At 38.4% G+C, this 20,340-nt stretch carries 16 protein-coding genes and 1 pseudogene; 6 read left to right on the forward strand and 11 right to left on the reverse strand.

The genetic code is table 11. The annotated features are described in order from the left end of the window. Positions 1-86: 86 nt before the first annotated feature. A complete protein-coding gene (locus HRT50_RS12250) occupies positions 87-365 on the forward strand; it encodes a peptidylprolyl isomerase (RefSeq protein ID WP_291614880.1) in 279 nt (92 codons plus the stop codon). 116 nt (positions 366-481) lie between these two features. Here the strand turns inward: HRT50_RS12250 and HRT50_RS12255 are convergent, their stop codons facing one another. From HRT50_RS12255 to HRT50_RS12295, 9 genes are all read right to left on the reverse strand, one after another. Continuing rightward, on the reverse strand, positions 482-1,777 hold the full coding sequence (locus HRT50_RS12255; protein ID WP_291614882.1) for an inorganic phosphate transporter: 1,296 nt from the start codon (positions 1,775-1,777) through the stop codon (positions 482-484). A gap of 10 nt (positions 1,778-1,787) precedes the next feature. Further along, the gene (locus HRT50_RS12260; protein ID WP_291614884.1) at positions 1,788-2,468 is read right to left on the reverse strand and encodes a TIGR00153 family protein; all 681 of its coding nucleotides are present in this window, start codon (positions 2,466-2,468) and stop codon (positions 1,788-1,790) included. A gap of 236 nt (positions 2,469-2,704) precedes the next feature. After that, positions 2,705-3,406, reverse strand: coding sequence for a phosphate signaling complex protein PhoU (gene phoU, locus HRT50_RS12265; RefSeq protein ID WP_291614886.1), 702 nt, complete (start codon positions 3,404-3,406; stop codon positions 2,705-2,707). Positions 3,407-3,498: 92 nt separating this feature from the next. Next, entirely contained in the window at positions 3,499-4,338 is an 840-nt protein-coding gene (pstB, locus tag HRT50_RS12270; protein ID WP_291614888.1) for a phosphate ABC transporter ATP-binding protein PstB, read from the reverse strand. Between the two features lie 108 nt (positions 4,339-4,446). Further along, the gene (pstA, locus tag HRT50_RS12275) at positions 4,447-6,084 is read right to left on the reverse strand and encodes a phosphate ABC transporter permease PstA (protein ID WP_291614890.1); all 1,638 of its coding nucleotides are present in this window, start codon (positions 6,082-6,084) and stop codon (positions 4,447-4,449) included. A gap of 189 nt (positions 6,085-6,273) precedes the next feature. Continuing rightward, complete coding sequence (locus HRT50_RS12280) at positions 6,274-8,622, reverse strand: ABC transporter permease subunit (protein ID WP_291614892.1); 2,349 nt, start codon at positions 8,620-8,622, stop codon at positions 6,274-6,276. Between the two features lie 235 nt (positions 8,623-8,857). Then, positions 8,858-9,892, reverse strand: coding sequence for an NAD-dependent epimerase/dehydratase family protein (locus HRT50_RS12285; RefSeq protein ID WP_291614898.1), 1,035 nt, complete (start codon positions 9,890-9,892; stop codon positions 8,858-8,860). A 93-nt stretch (positions 9,893-9,985) separates the two neighbouring features. After that, the gene (tviB, locus tag HRT50_RS12290; RefSeq protein WP_291614900.1) at positions 9,986-11,266 is read right to left on the reverse strand and encodes a Vi polysaccharide biosynthesis UDP-N-acetylglucosamine C-6 dehydrogenase TviB; all 1,281 of its coding nucleotides are present in this window, start codon (positions 11,264-11,266) and stop codon (positions 9,986-9,988) included. Between the two features lie 78 nt (positions 11,267-11,344). After that, complete coding sequence (locus HRT50_RS12295; RefSeq protein ID WP_291614902.1) at positions 11,345-14,113, reverse strand: SLBB domain-containing protein; 2,769 nt, start codon at positions 14,111-14,113, stop codon at positions 11,345-11,347. A 389-nt stretch (positions 14,114-14,502) separates the two neighbouring features. On the opposite strand from HRT50_RS12295, the gene HRT50_RS12300 reads away from it, so the two are divergent. Beyond that, positions 14,503-15,942: a peptide MFS transporter gene (locus HRT50_RS12300; RefSeq protein ID WP_291614904.1), complete on the forward strand. Its 1,440-nt coding sequence runs from the start codon at positions 14,503-14,505 to the stop codon at positions 15,940-15,942. Between the two features lie 112 nt (positions 15,943-16,054). Then, positions 16,055-16,633, forward strand: coding sequence for a 5-formyltetrahydrofolate cyclo-ligase (locus HRT50_RS12305; protein ID WP_291614906.1), 579 nt, complete (start codon positions 16,055-16,057; stop codon positions 16,631-16,633). A gap of 122 nt (positions 16,634-16,755) precedes the next feature. Here HRT50_RS12305 and HRT50_RS12310 read toward each other — a convergent pair whose 3' ends face one another. Then, complete coding sequence (locus tag HRT50_RS12310; protein ID WP_291614914.1) at positions 16,756-17,562, reverse strand: pseudouridine synthase; 807 nt, start codon at positions 17,560-17,562, stop codon at positions 16,756-16,758. Between the two features lie 82 nt (positions 17,563-17,644). Then, positions 17,645-17,989, reverse strand: a complete 345-nt coding sequence (locus HRT50_RS12315) for a YqcC family protein (protein ID WP_291614907.1) — start codon at positions 17,987-17,989, stop codon at positions 17,645-17,647. Between the two features lie 186 nt (positions 17,990-18,175). Here HRT50_RS12315 and HRT50_RS12320 point away from each other — a divergent pair, with 186 nt between their 5' ends. The 3 genes and pseudogenes from HRT50_RS12320 to HRT50_RS12330 all read left to right on the forward strand — a co-directional run. Further along, the gene (locus tag HRT50_RS12320) at positions 18,176-19,240 is read left to right on the forward strand and encodes a DUF3549 family protein (protein ID WP_291614910.1); all 1,065 of its coding nucleotides are present in this window, start codon (positions 18,176-18,178) and stop codon (positions 19,238-19,240) included. A gap of 12 nt (positions 19,241-19,252) precedes the next feature. Beyond that, positions 19,253-19,555: a DUF3301 domain-containing protein gene (locus tag HRT50_RS12325; RefSeq protein WP_291614912.1), complete on the forward strand. Its 303-nt coding sequence runs from the start codon at positions 19,253-19,255 to the stop codon at positions 19,553-19,555. Positions 19,556-19,707: 152 nt separating this feature from the next. Beyond that, positions 19,708-20,340: pseudogene (locus tag HRT50_RS12330) on the forward strand (hypothetical protein); the annotation flags it as partial.

Below are 20,340 nucleotides of genomic sequence, written 5' to 3' on the forward strand. Positions count from 1 at the left end.
GTACATGCGATCAATTATACAATTATTTAAAAAATATAATTGTTTTAATAAATATAATTTCAAACTTAAAGTAACAGGAAAGTAGTATGTCTCAAGCAAGTGCACGCCACCTTTTAGTGGATACAGAAGAACAATGTTTAGCCTTGAAAACAGAAATTGAAGCAGGTAAAGACTTTGCTGAAGTAGCTAAAGAGCATTCTAACTGCCCTTCTAATGCCCAAGGTGGTGATTTAGGTAGCTTTGCTCCTGGCCAAATGGTTCCTGAGTTTGATAAAGTTGTTTTTTCAGCACCTTTAAATACAGTACAAGGCCCAGTAAAAACGCAGTTCGGTTACCACTTATTAGAAGTTACTGAACGTAGCTAAATAGCGTGTTAAGCGAGGTATGTAAAAGGCCAAGCTTAAATAACGCAAATAAAAAAGCCGCAATTCATTGCGGCTTTTTTGATGCTGTTTTCTGTAATAGTCTGCTAGGTAAAGTCTTAGCTAAAAGTTGCCTGCATAATCCAGAAGAACAGAATTGATAGACCTGCACCTATAGGTAAGGTGATAACCCAAGAAACAACAATGTTTCGTACCACACCTAAGTTAATGGCCGCAATACCACGTGCCATACCTACACCTAACACAGCACCAACAAGTGTTTGTGTTGTTGAGATAGGTAAACCAGCGCCAGAGGCGATAACCACAGTACTGGCAGCAGCTAATTCAGCAGCGAAACCACGACTTGGCGTAAGGTGAGTGATACCTTGGCCGATAGTGGCAATTACTTTATGTCCAAACAGTGCCAGACCAGCAACAATACCAAAACCACCTAAAGGTAGAATCCACCAAGCAATAGCTGATTTAGCGGCAATTTCGCCATTATTTTCAACAATACTGACTACCGCAGCTAATGGGCCAATGGCGTTAGCAACATCATTTGAACCGTGAGCAAAAGCCATAGCACAAGCGGTAATTATCATTAATACTGCAAATACTTTTTCAACATTGACGTAGTGCGCTTCTTTGGCAAGCGTTTCGTCAAATTTCAAGCGATTAATAAATATTTTACCTATGATTGCCACAATAACAGCAACAATAATTGCTAGGTAATAACCACCCGCGCCTTTAATTTCAAGCGTGACAATACCAAGATCGACACTCTCTAAACCTATGTGCTTGAGACCTTTTTTGATGGTAACCAGTGATAATACAAAACCGGCCAAGAACATATACGCAGGAACCCAGCGCTTAGCTTGTTGCAAGGGTTTATCAGTATCAAAAATTAATTTTTGCGCACTGTTAAAGATAATAAAAGCGATAATACCTGAAATAAGTGGCGTGATTACCCAACTACCAACAATACCAAGTACCTTACCCCACTCAACAGCATCAGTGCTTACGCCTACCGCAGCGAAACCGACAATAGCACCAACAATTGAATGAGTAGTAGATACTGGCCAGCCAAGAGCTGAGGCAATAAGTAACCAGGTAGCAGCAGCAAATAGTGCTGAAATCATGCCATAAACAAGTAGCTCTGGCGTATCAATAAAGTAACTGGCATCAATGATGCCTTTACGTATGGTTGATGTTACTTCACCGCCGGCAAGGTAAGCACCAGCAAATTCAAAAACCATCGCTATAATAATGGCTTGTTTAATTGTTAAGGCTTTAGAACCAACAGAGGTTCCCATAGCATTGGCAACATCATTAGCACCAATGCCCCATGCCATAAAGAAGCCAACAACAGCAGCGATGAGAACAAATGTGCCGCCTGAGTTAAGTATAATTTCCATCAGTTAAGCCTTATTTTCTAGCAAGAAGTATTTCTAAACGTGCACCTACACGTTCAGCAAGGTCGGCTAAGTCACCAACCCAATCAATAATTTGATATAAGAACATTACATCAACTGGATTCAAATCCTTTTCAATCGCTAATAAATTTTTACGCAAAGTAATTTGCAAGCCATCAGTATCATCTTCGATAGCGTCTAACTGGTTGATCATTTTTTCAACCAAGACAACTTCACGACCACGAAAGCCGGTTTCTAATAAGTCATCTAATTCGTTAATCGCTTCTGCTGCTTTTTCAGTAGCATCAAGACAACGCTCTAGGTAAACAGAAAACTCGGCTTGTAAACTTTCAGGTACTTCAAGCTTACGCCCTAATACGCGACCAGCGATATCCTTTGCTTTGTTAGCTATTTTGTCTTGTTGGGTAAGAAGTTCAAGTAAGTCAGCTCTATCAACTGGCATAAATAAGCCACCTGGTAACTCTAAACGTAATTGACGTTTTAAGGCATCTGCATCTTGCTCTAACTTAGACAGTTTACGACGAACTTTTGCCGCTTCACTCCAGTCTTTTGCAACACATGCATCAAAAAAGGGGATAAGTTGTTTACTACATTTTACAACTATTCGAATATGTTTTTCTAAGGGTTTTATTGGTGATTTTGCAAATACACCTAAGATTGTATTTCTGGCCATAAGTATGTTTCCAGTAAGTATAACTCTCGTCATTGCTATTCGCCGCGGATAGTAACCCATTTAACTTCTAATGTTAAATGCTAATATCAGCTTAAATGGTTGCCTTTATTAGCTAACCACGACAGTGTAAATTTTTATTAGCTAAGCACTGACATAGTACTTAGCTAATCTATTGAATTTAAAGTTTTTAATTATTCACCATGATTAAAATTGCTTGGTGATTTATTAATGATTGTTTAGAGATTTTTCATGTCTTCTGCTGTCGTATGGCGAACAACTTTGCCTTTAACAAAGTAAATAATGTATTCACAAATATTTTGACAACGATCACCGATACGCTCTAACGCTCTAGCTGACCAAATAACCGTCATAATTTGCGGAATTGAACGTGGGTCTTCCATCATATAGGTCATTAATTGACGGATCAGTGCTTCATATTCACGGTTAATTTTGTCATCCATTTGATGTATCTTAATAGCAGCATCACAATCCATGCGGGTAAAAGCATCAAGACTGGCTTGTAAAAATTCCAAGACTCGTCGACCTAAATTATCTAAATTCACTAGTAAGTCCTGCTGCGAGGAAGAAAAATTTTCCAGAGCAACTCGGGCTATTTTCTCAGCTTCATCACCAATACGCTCTAGATCTGTAATGGTTTTAACGATCGCCATAATTAAACGTAAATCACCAGCTGCAGGTTGGCGTTTAGCAATGATACGCGTGCACTCATCATCAATACTCACCTCATAGGCATTCACTTGATAATCATTGCTTAAGACTTCCTTGGCCAAGGTGACATCAGTAGTATCCACTGCAGCTAGTGCATCAGTTAACTGTTTTTCAACCAAGCCGCCCATATGCATAACATTATTAATAACGCGTTCTAAATCTTCATTGAATTGGCCAGAAATATGACGACCTATTTGTAAATTATCCATTGGATGTCCTTTTATAAGTATGTTCTTGCATACTTTATCTAGTGATTACTAGTGAGTTTAGAATAAATCACTAGTAGGCTACTACCAGAGATTTAGCCATAACGGCCGGTAATATAATCTTCAGTTTTCTTTTTCAGCGGCGTGGTAAATAAAGTATTGGTATCACTGTACTCTATTAAATCACCCATATACATAAATGCCGTTTGATCAGAAACCCGTGCAGCTTGCTGCATATTATGCGTAACAATAACGACAGTAAATTGCTTTTTAAGATCATTAATTAACTCTTCAATGACCAAGGTCGAAATGGGGTCAAGTGCTGAAGTCGGCTCATCAAGTAGTAGCACCTCTGGTTGAATAGCAATAGCACGAGCAATTACTAAGCGCTGCTGCTGACCACCAGAAAGACCTAAAGCGCTTTCATGTAACCTATCTTTTACTTCATTCCAAAGCGCAGCACTGCGTAATGACTGCTCAGCAGCCTCATCCAGTCTTCTACGATTATTTTCGCCCATAATACGTAAACCATAGACAACATTTTCATAAATAGTTTTAGGAAATGGATTAGGACGCTGGAATACCATACCTACTTTTCGTCTTAACTCAGCAACATCAACATGTTTGTTATAGATGTTATTGCCATGTAAGTTAATTTCGCCACTGATATGACAATCATCAACTAAGTCGTTCATGCGGTTAATACAACGTAACAAGGTGGACTTACCACAGCCACTTGGCCCAATAAAGGCAGTAACCTGCCCCTTAGGAATCGACATGGTAATATTATTAAGTGCCTGTTTTTTACCATAGTATAAATTTAATTTATTAATATCTAAGGCAACTTGCTCTGGTGATAAATTATTTAAATCTAACGGCGTTTTAATTAAAGGCTCTGAGCCAGTAGCTAATGCTTTTGGGCTAATAGAAATCATAATAGGTTTTCTCTAATTACTTTTCATTGATCATTGTTTAGTAAAACTAATAAGTCATTAAAATTACTCATTTCAAATGACTCATTGTGAATTTTTTATTTAATAAAATTAGTGCTCTAACATTTTATATTTTTCACGTAATCTATTACGTATTGAAACGGCGGTCATATTCAAGGCAACAATAATGCTTACTAAGAGTAAGGCTGTTGCAAAAACCAACGGTCGCGCGGCTTCTACATTTGGACTTTGGAAACCGACATCATAAATATGAAAACCTAAATGCATAAACTTGCGATCTAAATGTAAGAAGGGAAAGTTACCATCTAAGGGCAAATTAGGCGCCATTTTCACTACGCCGACCAACATTAGCGGTGCTACTTCCCCTGCTGCTCGGGCAATAGCTAAAATAATTCCGGTCATAATAGCAGGACTGGCAATAGGTAAAATAATACGCCATAAGGTTTCAGCCTTCGTGGCGCCCAGTGCCAATGAGCCGTAACGCATCTCCAATGGAATACGTGACAAACCTTCTTCGGTGGAAACTATTACCACAGGTAAGGTCAATATTGCCAGTGTTAGTGAAGACCATAATACACCTGGTGTACCAAAAGTTGGGCTAGGTAGGTTTTCTGAGTAAAACAATTGATCCAGTGAACCACCCACCATATAGACAAAGAAGCCTAAACCAAATACGCCATAAACGATAGACGGCACACCGGCCAAGTTAATAACCGATATGCGTAACAGCTTAGTAAAAGCATTTTTACCCGCATATTCATGTAAGTATATCGCCGCGATAACGCCCAAAGGTGAAACGATGACTGTCATCAACAACACCATAAGCACAGTACCAAATATAGCAGGAAACACCCCGCCTTCGGTATTCGCTTCGCGCGGATCTTCAATGATGAATCCCCCAATCTGGCTAAAGAATGTACTCACTTTTTCAAGGAGGCTAAGTTGATTATTAAAGGTCACCTTAAGAATGTATTCAAAGTTAATGGTCACAAGTTGACCATCCATAGCACGCATCACTATATGGTCACGGGATATTTCTTCTCGGTAACCCATCAATTCTTGCTCTAGTTTGGCATAGCGTTGATTTAAATTAACTACTTCACTATCAATTTTTGCTTGTCGCTCAGGCGTTAACTTATCTTGTAACTGATATTTACGCGCTTTTAATCGTAAACGTTCTAATTGATAGTTTATTGCGCCAATATCTGATTTTTGTAATTCATCAATTTGCTGTTGAAATCTCTCAACACGTGTTAATAGTTCAGCTAATTTATTTACGGCTACTTCATTGCCATCAACAACCATACTGTCAATATAACCGTAAAAGTTACCATGGGTACGGCGTTCAACAACGACTAAATCTTTGGGTTTTTGTGTATTGGTAATGTTATGACTTAGCAACCAGCGAAAATCTAAACTAACCAACTCTCGGTTACCCGTTTTGATCAATAAGCGCTCTAACACTTCTTGCTCTGGATCAAGGTCTAAATTTAAATGCGCTAATTGACCAACAGGTATTTCTTCTCTATCGTATATTTCGCCAATAACAACACTCTTAACACCATTTTTATCCAGAAGATCAAATTGATAAAGTTCACTTGGCCAAAAGTAGGATAAGCCGCGTGAGGCAATAAGCCATAATAAGCCCAACACTGAGATTAAACTGATACTTACGCCACCTGCAGATAACCAGATCCAAGGGGCGCCTGATTTAAACCATTTATTCATAAAGTAACTCATCATTGGTGAGTGACTTTTCATCTTGTTGCTGTAAAGCCCAACTTATGTGTCAAATGTACTCATTGATACTTATCAACTCCGTACATTTTCCTTTAAATTGAACTCTGCAGCTTAAAGTTGAATAGTCACTGACCTCTATAAAAATTATTGTGTATATTCTAAATTCGATACTAACGACTACATTGAGCTGTACTTTTCTCGTAAACGTTGGCGAACAAACTCTGCAGCGGTATTGAATATAAAAGTAAATATAAAGAGTACAAACGCTGCTAAGAACAAAATACGGTAATGGGAGCTGCCCACTTCGGCCTCCGGCATTTCTACGGCTATATTGGCTGCTAAAGTTCTCATGCCTTGGAAAATACTCCAATCTAATATGGGAGTATTACCCGTTGCCATTAAGACAATCATAGTTTCACCAACAGCGCGACCAAGCCCCATCATAACCGCGGAAAAGATACCTGGACTTGCGGTCAACAACACTACCCCTACTAAGGTTTGCCATTGAGTTGCACCAAGCGCTAATGAGCCATTAGTTAAATGTCCTGGTACACTAAAAATTGCATCTTCAGCCATAGTGAATATGGTAGGAATAACAGCAAAGCCCATGGCAATACCGACCACTAAAGCATTCCTTTGGTCAAAATTAATACCTAGGTCGTTAGTAAGGAATTGACGCATATCGCCATTAAAGAGAATAGCCTCTAGCTGTGGTGATAAAGCAAAGGCCACATAGGTTGTCAACATTATCACAGGGATTAATAAAATTGGCGCGAGGCTTTCAGGTAATTTATCTTTGATCTTATTGGGAAGTTTATGCCAGGAAAAAGCTGTTAACACTGTCGCCAAAGGTAATAAAATAAACAGTAGGAATATTGCTGGTAAATACTCTTCCATTAACGGCGCTAACCATAACCCCGCCAGAAAACCTAGGATAACGGTAGGTAATGCTTCCATCATTTCGATAGTAGGTTTGACTTTTTTACGTAAGCTTGGCGTCATAAAATAAGCGGTATATATTGCCGCGCTTAAGGCAACTGGTACCGCAAATAGCATGGCATATAAAGCCGCTTTAATAGTGCCAAAAGAAATAGGCACTAAAGAAAATTTAGCTTCAAAATCATCAGAGCCTGAGCTAGATTGCCAAATATAATCAGGCTCAGGATAACCTTCATACCAAACTTCTTGCCATAACGCTTGCCAAGTAACTTCTGGGTGCTCGTTATGAACACTGAAAGTTTGTAAAATTCTTTTGTTTGCATCGAGTGGATCATTACCAATAATTATTAAGCCATTTGCTCGCGGCGCTATAGCAAAGGCAGCAGGCTGGCTCGAGGTTAACTGTCCTTGCCATAAATGTGCCGAGCTAGTGGTATAAAAGACATTGACCATGCCACTTGTTGTCATAGTATAAAAACTTTTGCGGAACTGCTCAGTGTAAATAGCGTCTATCGCCTTGGATGTTTTATTTTTACTGTCATCATTGGCATTGCTATTATTAGTATCGCTATTACCGGTAGTAAAGGCTCTAATTTGCTTAAATTGGCGGCCTGAATCGGTAGCAACTTCAAACCATTGACTAACTCGACCACTACTATCCCCCAATAACACTGAGCTACTACCCGAGAGTAGTGCCATAGCAGTAAGATAAGTATTATCGTTTAGTGTTGGGGTAATAGTTGCTTTAAGACTAACCTCTTCCTCGTCTGTTAACGAATAAACACGCACTGTTGAGCCGCTACGAACAAAAGCTAAACTTAAATCCGGGGTTACCTTTATTTCATCAACAACATCAACTGGATAATCAATGAGTTGATAATTCGTTTCATATTCAACGTCATCGCCATTACTAGAAGAACCAAATTCATCATCAGCAATAAAATTGGTTTTTATTAAGCGCTTATCATCAGTAAAAGCAACAAATACAATTTGTTCATCATCCATGGCAAAGGCTAGTTGCGACAGCGGTATTTGCTGTTCATCAATAACTAATGAACCTTGGCCTAATGGGTAGTTTACTTGCGGGATTATTTTACGAATATCATTACTATATTCAGCATAAAAACTAGGCTGAACTAATAATGTTTTACCACTGGCGGTATGGAGTAATTTATTGGCGGTAAATGAGTTAGCTATACTGACAACACGCTCTTGCTTAAAGTCATCACCGGCAAGCAAATACGCAGAAAAAGAATGTTCACCAACAGCAAACTGTGTTTTAGCTTGCGGGTCGCTGGCCTTTAAATGATAGAAATCAATATTACCTGCATCGGTAATTTCATAAACTAATTCTTGTAACTCGTCTACACCTGTCGCTAATATTTTTTCATTAGCTTTTAACTGAAGACTAATATTAACTTTTGATTCAATTTTAGCCGACTCAAAAATAGGCTTGACCACGTATAACAAATATAAAAAAATCAACACTAGGGTAAACAAAACACTAATACCACCAAAGGTTATTAGCCATTTTGCCAATGAATTTTTGATGCTACGGCTTCGGGTTGAACTAATAAGAACTGCCACTTAAATTAACCTTATTATCAATAAACTAAAAACTAGCTTATCTAATATTGAGAAGATGATAAATTAACTGGGCAAAGTATAAGTCAGTTATGTGACAGTTATATTACAGCACTAATTTTCCAGTAAGAATAAAAAAAGCAGCACCTCAAATAGGTACTGCTTATTAAATTTTCTCATTAGCGCGTTATTAGTCGTGCTATGAAATGTTTTATTAACTTTGCTTATTGCTAGTTTATTAACTCAAGAAATTAATATACCAAGGCATGGCTTTATCTATACCTTGTTGAATTTTAAATTCTGGCTCAAAGCCCAACAACGATTTTGCTTTCGATATATCCGCTTGTGAATGCCTAACATCTCCGGCTCTAAAATCTTGATAAGTTGGTGATTGTAGATAGTCGATGCCATTCGCTTGTAAAGCGATTTTTAAACTAGCAAATAAAGTGTTGAGGCTGGTTTTATCACCTAAGGCAACATTGTACACTTGGTTTTTACCGGCATCATTTGCTGTCGCTGCTAAAATATTAGCTTGCACGACATTTTCAATAAAACAGAAATCACGGCTAGTTTCACCATCGCCATTAATCAATACTTCTTCATTCGCTATCATAGCAGCTGTCCACTTAGGGATTACCGCAGCGTATGCGCCATCAGGGTCTTGCCTTTTTCCAAAAACATTAAAATAACGTAAACCGGTGCAATTTAAGCCATAAGTTTTATAGAAAACATCAGCATAAAGCTCATTAACATATTTAGTTACCGCATAAGGAGATAGCGGTTTACCAATAACATCTTCTACTTTGGGTAACGCCGGGTGGTCACCATAAGTAGAGCTGGAAGCAGCATAAACAAAGCTTTTAACTTGGCTTTCTTTAGCAGCGGTTAACATAGTTAGAAAGCCAGTAATATTGGCTGAATTGGTGAGTAAAGGATCAGCAATAGATCTTGGCACTGAGCCAAGTGCCGCTTGATGGAGGATATAATCAACACCACTTCCATAATGATTTAAGGCTTTATTACAATCACTAAGCTCTCTAATATCCCCTTTAACAAAATGAAAGTTTTGCCATTGTTCCGCAGATACTTGTGTTTTCACTTCATCTAAATTGTGTTGGTGACCGGTGGCAAAGTTATCTAAGCCTACTATCTTTTGGTTTAATAACAGTAGTGTTTCTAAAAGGTTTGAACCGATAAATCCGGCACAGCCGGTGATAAGCCAAGTTTTAGGGGCATTGATAAGCGCTTGCTTAATGGTTTGAAACTTATTCATTTATTAAATAGTCCTTTTTAAAAAGCCCTCCTTCGCTGAAGAGTTAACGAGGGGGGTTATGTCATATATAAGTTTAATGCCCGTTAAAAAATATTATAAGCGAATGTCCGCTAACTCTTTATCTAGCATATATTTTAGATCGTAAATCACATGTTCTTCTTTCATCATGGCTTTTATTTCATCAGCCGATAAAGCTTTAAATTGATGATGAGCTACTGCAAAAATTACCGCATCATAGTGAGCTTGTTTAGGCGCTGAAATTAAATCAATATCATATTCATGTTTTGCTTCTTCAGGGTTTACCCAAGGGTCATAAACATCGACATTGACATCAAATTCGCCAAGTTCAGTTACGATATCAACAATTTTTGTATTGCGAACATCAGGGCAATTTTCTTTAAAGGTTAAGCCCATCACTAAGACATTAGCGCCATTAACGGGTAACTTCCTTTTAAGCATGGTTTTTACTAATTGTGAAACCACGTATTCGCCCATAGAATCATTAATCCGACGACCCGCTAAAATCACTTCCGGATTATAGCCAATTGCTTGGGCTTTATGGGTTAAGTAATAGGGATCAACACCAATACAGTGACCCCCGACCAGACCGGGTCTAAAGGGTAAAAAGTTCCATTTGGTGCCCGCCGCTTTTAATACTTCTTCGGTATCAATATTTAGTTTATTAAAAATAACCGCCAACTCATTAATCAAAGCAATATTGAGATCTCGTTGAGTATTTTCAATCACTTTTGCCGCTTCAGCTACTTGGATACTTGAAGCTTTATACGTGCCTGCGGTAATAATTGACTTGTATAAGCTATCAATAAAATCAGCGATTTCAGGCGTAGAGCCAGAGGTCACCTTTAATATGTTGGTAACTCTATGCTCTTTATCACCTGGATTAATACGTTCAGGACTATAACCAGCAAAAAAATCTTTATTAAAAACCAGCTGACAGTTGCGTTCAATCTCAGGTAAACACACTTCTTCGGTAGCGCCTGGATAAACCGTGGATTCATAAATGACGATATCGCCTTTATTCATCACTTTCGCCAGCATAGCACTCGCTTTGATTAGTGGCGTTAAATCTGGTTGCTTATGGTTATCAATAGGTGTTGGCACAGTGACAATATAAACATTGCAGTTTTTCAAATCGTCGACATTAGCTGAATATGAAATAAGTGCTGAGTCGGCTAATTCTTCAGTTGATACTTCTAAAGTAAAATCATGGCCTTGCTTTAATTCATCGATCCGTTTGCTATTAATATCAAAACCCAAAGTTGGGTATTTCTTACCAAACTCTACTGCTAAGGGTAAGCCGACATAACCTAGGCCAATTATACCTAAATTTACGTTTTCTAATGAGTGCAACATACCGCGTCCATTTGTTGTTTTTCTAATTTATTTTACTGTTAATTTACGAATAGCTAATGGTATACACTGACTTATACCCTATTTACCAATACCACTGATAGAAGCGATTGCCACTGCAGAATTGTAGATAATACCAGTGACACTTGTCCACAAGGCTAAGTTATTCATGTATTCCGCATCAAGCGGTACCACTATGGTATCACCAGGCTTTAAGTTATCACCAGCATCGCTGGTAAACCAATTGCCACTGTCCATCATTTTAATACTGCCGTTAGCAGAAATAATATAGATGCGGTCTTCATCAGCACGTTTTTTACTGCCGCCACTTTGCGCCAGGTAATCTTGTGCCGATAAATTCACATCGTACATATGCGATGAGGTAACCTGTATTTGACCAACAACGTTAATAGAATTTTTCAAAGTAGGTACGTAAAGCACATCGCCACCTTCCAATAAAACATCATAGTTTTTAACCTTTACTAACTTAGGTAAGTCGATGACTAAACGACCAACGGGTTGGACATTAGCCATATCCGCTAACATTTGCTGTACATCGGCATAGTCTTGAGAATAATTTTTATCTGTCATGGATTTAGACGCCATTTCTATGCGTAAATCAGCGGTCAACTTTAATAAATTTTGTTGTTCAATTTCACGTAACTGTACACGAGTAAATACAGAGCCTTCTTGATGAGCAAACTGGGTAAAACCACCGGCCTTGGCAATTAAGTCGGCTAAACTCTCGCCGCGGCGAACGGTATATTTACCGGGAAAAACAAACTCACCTCTCAGCTCAACCACGTTCTTTTCACTCCAAGCTGGAATTTGATGAATGTTGAGTCGATCTTTTGAGCTCAATAAAACATTATCTTTTTCTTCACCGGCAAGTGCTGCCCCAAGGTTTAAGCTAATAGAGGTTTGCTGTGCCATATGATTAACGATTTGATTACGAGTCACTTCCGCACGTACCACATAAGCAGACTCGGTTAAGCCACCAGCAGCAGCAACTAAATCAGCAACACGAGCATTTTTAGCCAACGGATAAATCCCAGGGAATTTCACTTCACCGTCGGCTTCAATTAATTGTATTGGCTGACCCGACTTACCTTGACGTTTTAACTGTTCAATAATAGGCATCAATAGTCGTTGACGTGAGAACAGGGTTAACTCTTTAAGGTCAAATTCCTCTTCAATTTCGCCACCACTAAATTGCGCAATTGATTTTTCAATGCGCTCAGCCGCCGCGATCTTCTCGCTATCAAGTTGAGCGATTTGCTCTTCATCACCGTATTTTAACCAGAATTGCTTTTGCTTATATTTATCTTTCGCCAGTTGCTGCTCTTTTTTGGCGAGATTATCTTGAGTGAAAGCCAAAGCATCTAAATTAATTTTACTGTCAATTAATTTAATAATATTAGCAAAAACCAATATTTTATCATTGCCTTGTAGCATAAGATTATCTTTTGAATTTGGCGCTGAAAGTGCTTTAGATAAATCAAACTGGTGAATTTCAATGTTACGAGCTATATCTATTTCACGCACGACAATAGAATAATTAAGATCGGCAGAGTGTAATAAATGCGAGTCTATATTAGGGAAGATATCGGTAATACGCTGCCCTTTTTGCCATTGATATTTACCGGGGCGAGTAACGGCACCAATAACAGTTACCGATTGCGTAAACATTTCTGCGGCTTTCATCACATAAACCGCATCGCCAGCTTGTGCTTTTTTAACTAAATCACTACTTTTAGTTAAATCAATATTAACTACCGTGCGCAAAGCATCTTGGTTATAACGTTCAACGCGGGTTGTTTTGGCAAAAGCGGTCGGTAACAGACCACCTGACATAGTCAAAACATCATTAAAGGTTGAGTTTTCACTTAGTTCATAAATAGCAGGGCGTCGTACTTCACCTTCAACACGAATGGTTTGACCTTTAGGTGCAACAAAAACCACATCGCCAGATTGCAATAAAACATCAGAGCTTGAGTCACCCTTTATTAATAAGTCATATAAATCTAAGGTAGTGACTAATTTACCGGCACGTTTAAGCTGAATATTACGCAAACTACCGATATCGCTGATACCACCAGCAGCAAAAATTGCATGAGTAATGCTTGATAAGGAACTTAAAGTATAAGGGCCTGGTTTAAAGGCATCCCCTAAAACAAAAACACGCATTGAGCGCAGAGAGGCAATACCGATAACTACATCAATACCAATCACTTTTTCTTTAATGCGTGCAGTTAATAAACGCTTCATTTCATCAAAAGATAAACCAGACACGGTAAAGGGTCCGTGTGATGGAAAAACTATTTGCCCTTCACGGTTCACCGTTAATTCTAACTCGTCTTTTTCTTTGCCAAATATTTGTACTGAAACTTTATCACCTGGTCCCATGATATAGTCGGCAGGGATGGCAATATCCATCATTGGGGCGAAGGTTTGTGGTGCATTAGCAAAAACTTCATAACCAAAAGGTTTTAACTCATCACTTTCTTCTAACTCGGCTAGCTCATCATTTTCAACAATAGGGTTGCCATCAGCATCAAACTGAGTACCGCGCGGGTAAGTTTCGGTATTCTTTACCTGTTCACTTGAACCACCTGAAACTTGTCCTTTAAGACTGCTAATGTCAATGCCCATTTGCTTGGCCAGCGCTTCTTGTTGCGCTGGCGGCAGTTTTTTAAATTGTTCGATTTGCGCTGGAGTAGGTTGAGCGTAAGCAAACGCTTTAAATGGGGAAGTTGCTAGAGAAAAAGTCAACACTAGCGATGCCACTACCAATAGATTATAGCTATTGGTCTGGTGATTTTTAACAAACTGTTTGATGGCGGTTATCATTTTAGCAAAAATTCCTATTATATAGCCTGTGCGGTAATACATTTAAGCAGAGCTGTAATCTATCCTTGAATGAAAAGAGCCCGAGCTTAACCACTAAAATTAGTGACGTCGAAGTTTACCAGTATATGACTATGCAAACAATATCTTAACCAAGTAAGTCGCCAAGCTAAATTAGCTTTTGCTACTTACTTTTGCGGATTAGTACTAGGAAACATTTCTCTACGACTACAAAAGTATTGTATACAATCTTTTATAACAAAACTTGCCTTTATTAGTTCACAAAGGTATAACTCTGCCTTTACTGAAAAAAATCAATTAAAATTTGTTACAGTAAAAGCACAGTTAAAACTAACGCACATAATTATAAAGATAAAATCTAGGATAATGATATGACTACACCTAATGCGGGGACGCTGTTTGGCCACCCGAAAGGACTTTTCCTTTTATTTGGTACTGAAATGTGGGAGCGTTTCGGTTATTACGGTATGCGTGCCTTATTGGTATTGTATCTTATTGCCTCAACACAAGACGGTGGTTTTGGCTGGAGCAACCAAGAAGCGTTACGCTTATATGGCTTTTTCACCATGGCGGTTTATTTAACGCCAGTAATAGGCGGATGGTTAGCTGATAACTATATTGGTCAACGTAAAGCGATTATTTGGGGTGGTGTGATTTTTTCCTTGGGTTATTTTACCTTGGGCATTCCCAAATCAATGATTGTTGGCATGGAAGAAACGGTCTTTTATCTCGGTTTAGCGCTTATTATTATTGGTAATGGTTTATTTAAAGCCAATGTATCAAGTTTAGTGGGTGAATTATACGAAGATGGCGATCACAGACGTGATGCCGCTTTTACCATTTTCTACATGGGCATTAACTTAGGCGCTTTTTTAGCTCCAATAACTGTCGGCATATTAGGCGAGCAAGTTAACTGGCATTACGGTTTTATCTTAGCCGGTTGTGGTATGTTAATCGGTTTAACCTTACAACTGACCTTAGCGAATAAGTATTTAGGTGATATTGGTGTCAAACCATCAGCTAAACGTATTAAAGGTGATAAAAAAGCAGCTGCACCGTTAACTCCTCAAGATATCGATCGTATGAAAGTTATTTTGATCATGAGCATGTTTTCGGTTGTTTTTTGGGCTGGTTTTGAACAAGCCGGTGGTTTATTTACCATTTATGCGTCTGACTTCACCGACCGTACTTTGTTTGGCTTTGAAATCGCCGCTTCTTCGTTTCAATCATTAAATGCGATGTTCATTATTTTACTTGCACCTTTTGTTGCCTCTACTTGGGTTAAAATGGGCTCAAACGAGCCAACATCACCAAAGAAATTTGCACTGGCAATGTTATTTTTAGCCCTAGGTTTCTTCGTAATGTTATGGGCTACCATGGTTCAAGGCGGCGATATCGCAGTGAAAGTAAGCATGTTATTCCTAGTTTTTGCTTACCTGTTCCATACCTTAGGTGAGTTATGTTTATCACCCATTGGTTTATCACTGGTTACTAAATTAGCACCGCTTAAATATACTTCGTTATTAATGGGTATTTGGTTCTTCTTTACTGCTTTATCTAACTTCTTAGCCGCATTTATTGGCTCCTTTGTTGGTGAAGGTGAAGAAATGGTTAATAACGCCGGTAACATCTTTATGGGTGTTGGTATTGGCGCTTTAATTACCGGTGTTATCATCTACCTTTCTGCAGGTAAACTCGTTGAATGGATGCATGGCGCTGAAGGTGAGAGCAGCCATGATTTAGAAAGTAAGATTGAAGAAGAAATTTCAGTAACAGGTACTCACGAAGGTATTTCTGAAACACACAGATAATTCGTAAGAGTTACAAGTTACAAGAATAGTATTAAGCTGGGTGAGCAATCGCCCAGCTTTTTTTATTCCTAAAAATGATTAATAACCAAGAACAGATAAAGATAACTCCCTTATGAATACACGCTTACAATTACGAAAAGCAATTAGACAACGCCGTAATGCCTTATCGGTAATACAGCAGCGTAATGCAGCTATCGCGCTGGCAACAAGCTTATCTAGCCATAGTAAAATTCAAGCGGCTAATCGAATTGCAGTTTATTTAACTAATGATGGCGAGCTAGGTACTGCAGCTTTTATTGATTGGTGTTGGCAACAACAAAAAGAGGTTTACCTACCGGTTCTACACCCTTTTAGCTCTGGGAATTTACTTTTTTTGCGTTACCAACAAGATAGCAAGTTAGTTAGCAATGCCTTTGGCATTTTAGAGCCTAAATTAGATGTTACTAAAGTTTGTCCATTAACCGAGCTTGATATTATATGTACGCCGCTAGTAGCTTTTGATGAAACTGGCGCAAGACTAGGTATGGGCGGAGGTTTTTATGACCGAAGCCTTGCCCACTGGCAACAAAGTAAGCTTTACCCACTAGGGCTGGCCCATGATTGTCAGTTAGTCGAAAATATCCCGGTAGAGAGTTGGGATATTCCTTTACCGGAAATAATCACGCCGAGTAAAAATTATTGTTTTACTTAGTATTATCTAGTTTGCTTTAGTTTCACTGTTAGCAATGAAAAAATAACAAACTCTTTAACTGATTAGCTAGCTACTTAGCGAGAAACCACCTTACTAATGATGAATTCTATTAACAAATAGCGTTAAATTTGTGGCCAATTTAATTCAGTAAAAACCTGCTGCCACTGCTCATCGAACTGTGCTGATATCTTAATTTTAATATCGCTAATCGGGTGATTAAATTCTAATGACATAGCGTGCAGCATTAAGCGCTTAAAACCAAAGTGTCCGATGAAAAAGGGATTTTGTTTGTTATCGCCATAGTTAATATCCCCTAGAATAGGGTGACGTAAATGGGCAAGATGGCGACGAATTTGATGGCGTCTGCCTGTAACCGGTTTTACTTCAACTAAAGAATAACGCACGCTATCAAATTTACCGACTTTGATTGGTAAACTCGCTTGCTGCTGCACTTGATAATAACTTTGTGCAGATTGTGCTGGCTTATCACGGCTAACGTTTTTATCACCCAGCTTATCCAGCTTTTCTTTTAAGGGGTGATCAATAAAACCTGCTGGCACTGCTAGGTGACCACGTACCAAGGCATAATAAGTTTTTACCATGGCTAAGCTAGTTTTATCGACATTATGAATAACCGCAGGCTCGGTGAGGTCATCTTGCTGTTCTGACTCGGTATTAGTGTTAGCGGTAGCCGTTAACTTAATCTCAGCTTGACGAGATTTATTAGCAAAAGCTTCACTCAGCTTTCTAGCAACTTCTTTGGTTAAAGCAAAAAGAAGTACCCCTGATGTTGGTCTATCTAAACGATGCACTGGGTAAACATATTGCCCGATTTGATCGCGTACTAATTGCAAAGCAAAATAGATTTCATCTCTATCCATAAAGCTTCGATGGACAAATAAGCCCGCTGGCTTATCAACCGCCACCATATATTCATCTTGGTATAAAATATTAAGTACTGGTTTTGCTTCATTTTCACTAAGGCTAGAACTTACATCAGCGGCATTAATATCATTCACTGTAATCACCTTGGGCTGTTAATGTTTGGTCTATATTTTGGATAATATCAAGCAGAGGTTTGGCTTTAGCAGATAAATGCTTAAAGGATTCTTCTGACATGGTCCTTAACGCTATTTTCGCCGGTAATGCTTGTTGCTGATTTATCAACTGAGTTATTCGAGGAATAAATATAAACTGCAACCATTGCTCAAAGGCTAAAGTATCGCAGCAAAAAGGTGCACTACTAGCAAGCTCAGCTGCACTTGGTTGCTGCATTTGCCAAAGCTTAAGAGATTTAAGCTCAGTGGTTAACGCTGCAAGCAACTCTTTCGTATTTTCAAGGTGTTGTTTCATCATCTGTCGTTTATTTTAGCTAGATTAGTTAAGGTTGGTTATTTAAGGTTAATAATTTGGCTAGATTATTTAAGGTTAATAACTTAGGTCGATAACTAGGTCAATAATTAGGTAAATAGTTTTACTATGTTAATGGCGTCATTATCCTTATAATAAGGCGCTATAACAAGCGGCAATACTATTGAATTTATGACTGACACAGTACCAGCAGAGAACATAGCTACCCTATCAGAATTACTTAAGCTTTCTGGCTCACAATATCGCCTTTATGATATTGGTCGACTAGTCACTAAATTACCCAAAGAACAATTTGAAAAGGTTGAGTTAAACCAATTACCTTACCCTACCCCGACTCAGGGACATGCTTGCATTGCCATTGCTTTTTGGCAAAAACAAGCATCACAGCCTTATTTATGGCTATTGAAGTTACCTCTTGATGAACGTGGTTTATTAAACCAAGGGGCAAGAAATCACTTTATCTCGATTATTGTCGATGCCCTAGGCGCTGATTTAACGCAAGAAACGTCTAAAAAACAAGAAGAGTTACTTAAGTCTAATCCTTACCTATTTACCCCTGCGCAATATAAATTAGCCAGTTTAAACAGTAAAATCAAAGTAGATTTGAAGCAGCCGCCCAGTGAATATTTTTCACCTTTTAAGCAGTACCTTAGCCAAGAAAATCACTCAGATAACTGGCAAGGAGTTGGTGTACAAGGTATTACTGATCTTATTGCCAGAATAAAGCAAGATAATCATAGCGAACTGCTAGTCAAAGCGCTGCCACATTTACCTGAGGAAGTATTATCGCCAGTGTGTAGTGCCTTAGAGAATGAACAATACCCCGTAGCTTTAATCGATGCGCTGGTTAGTTCATTAACAAACGCATTGGCAAGTGCCTCAATAAAGCCAGAAGCAACAGTAAGAGCTGCACCATTATTACGTGCACTAGCAGCCAATAGTCAGCATATTCATGTTAAAGCGGTTGTTGCACAAATATTGATTCAGCAGCAAGTCAGTAGTGAGTTATTAATTACTTTATCAAGTCGTTGTTGGCAGGCTTTAGCTGATGAGAAAACACTGATGGCTTATTTCGAGCACTTACTCACTAATGACGACTTAGCCATGTTCGCTAGCATATTTAAAGATTTAGTGGCTATTCCTTTAATGAGGCCAGTGGTTTTTCTTTGTATTCGCAGTGAAAATCGCTCACCGGCACTAGCACAAGCCATTGGGCAATTGTTTAGACAAACTTAGGTATTATCATTTATGGAAAATATATATTATTTATTAGTCTTTTGTTTATTTTGCTGGTATTTCGTTTATTTAAGACAAGTATCAGAAGCCGCTAAAAAGCATGTAAATCGTTATTGCAAAGAAGCAGGGTTACAATTTATCTCTTTGGCAAGGCGCTCAAGTCGGATAAAATTTACCAAGCAACATGGACCCTTTATTTATAGCACTTTTGATTTTGACTTTAGTGGTGATGGCGAGTCAAATAACCATGGTGTGTTAACCCTTTATGGTTTAAAGCTCGAGCAAATTAACTTACCCGCATATCGAGTAAATTAGTACTGACCTTTATTAGTAAAAAAATCACTCTGGGATTTATTTTCATACTAACCGCTAAATAGCTGTTACCTTAAAGCATTAGTTTAGTTAAAGAATAAGTTACCTTAATAAATAACAAGCACCAAGTTTTAATCTATCTGTTGGAGATTTTTGTGCCATTTTTACAAGCCGTTTTTTGTTTAGAAGGATTTGATGATCGCAGTCGTTTTTTGGCAAGCTCAATGTTTGCTTTACTCGGCTTTATTTTTTGTTCGGTAATTTTTTCCGGCTATTTAGTGGTTAGTTTTGCACTTTTATTAATATTAACCACGGTACTCATCTGTAGTACTAAACGACGATTACACGACGCTAAACTAAATAAAAATTGGCAATTAGTGCCCGCAGGGCTCTTTTTATTTACCGGAATCTTAAGTTTAATTATTGAGAGTAGTAGTAGCTTCTATTTGTTAATTTTACCGGCGCTCAGTAGCGCTTTATTACTCACTTACCCAAGTAAAAGTAAAAAACACCAAGATAAATATATCTTGGGTTATTACGGCCCAGTCGATCTAAGTATTTACCAACAAGAAGCTGTTGGTATGACAACTCATAATCAACGTATCGAACCAACCCTAGTTGCAACAGGCATTAGCGAGCAACTTTATATCAATGAAAATGTAGCAGAACAAAACTCTGCGCAAAATTATCACTCAGACGAGGTAACTGACAGTAAACAAGTCGATATTGGTGAACTTATTCGTTTGAAGTTCCTTAGTAACCGTAAATTACAACTTGGGGTAATCGCC

Source organism: Colwellia sp. (assembly GCF_013215345.1).
Lineage (GTDB): Bacteria > Pseudomonadota > Gammaproteobacteria > Enterobacterales > Alteromonadaceae > Colwellia.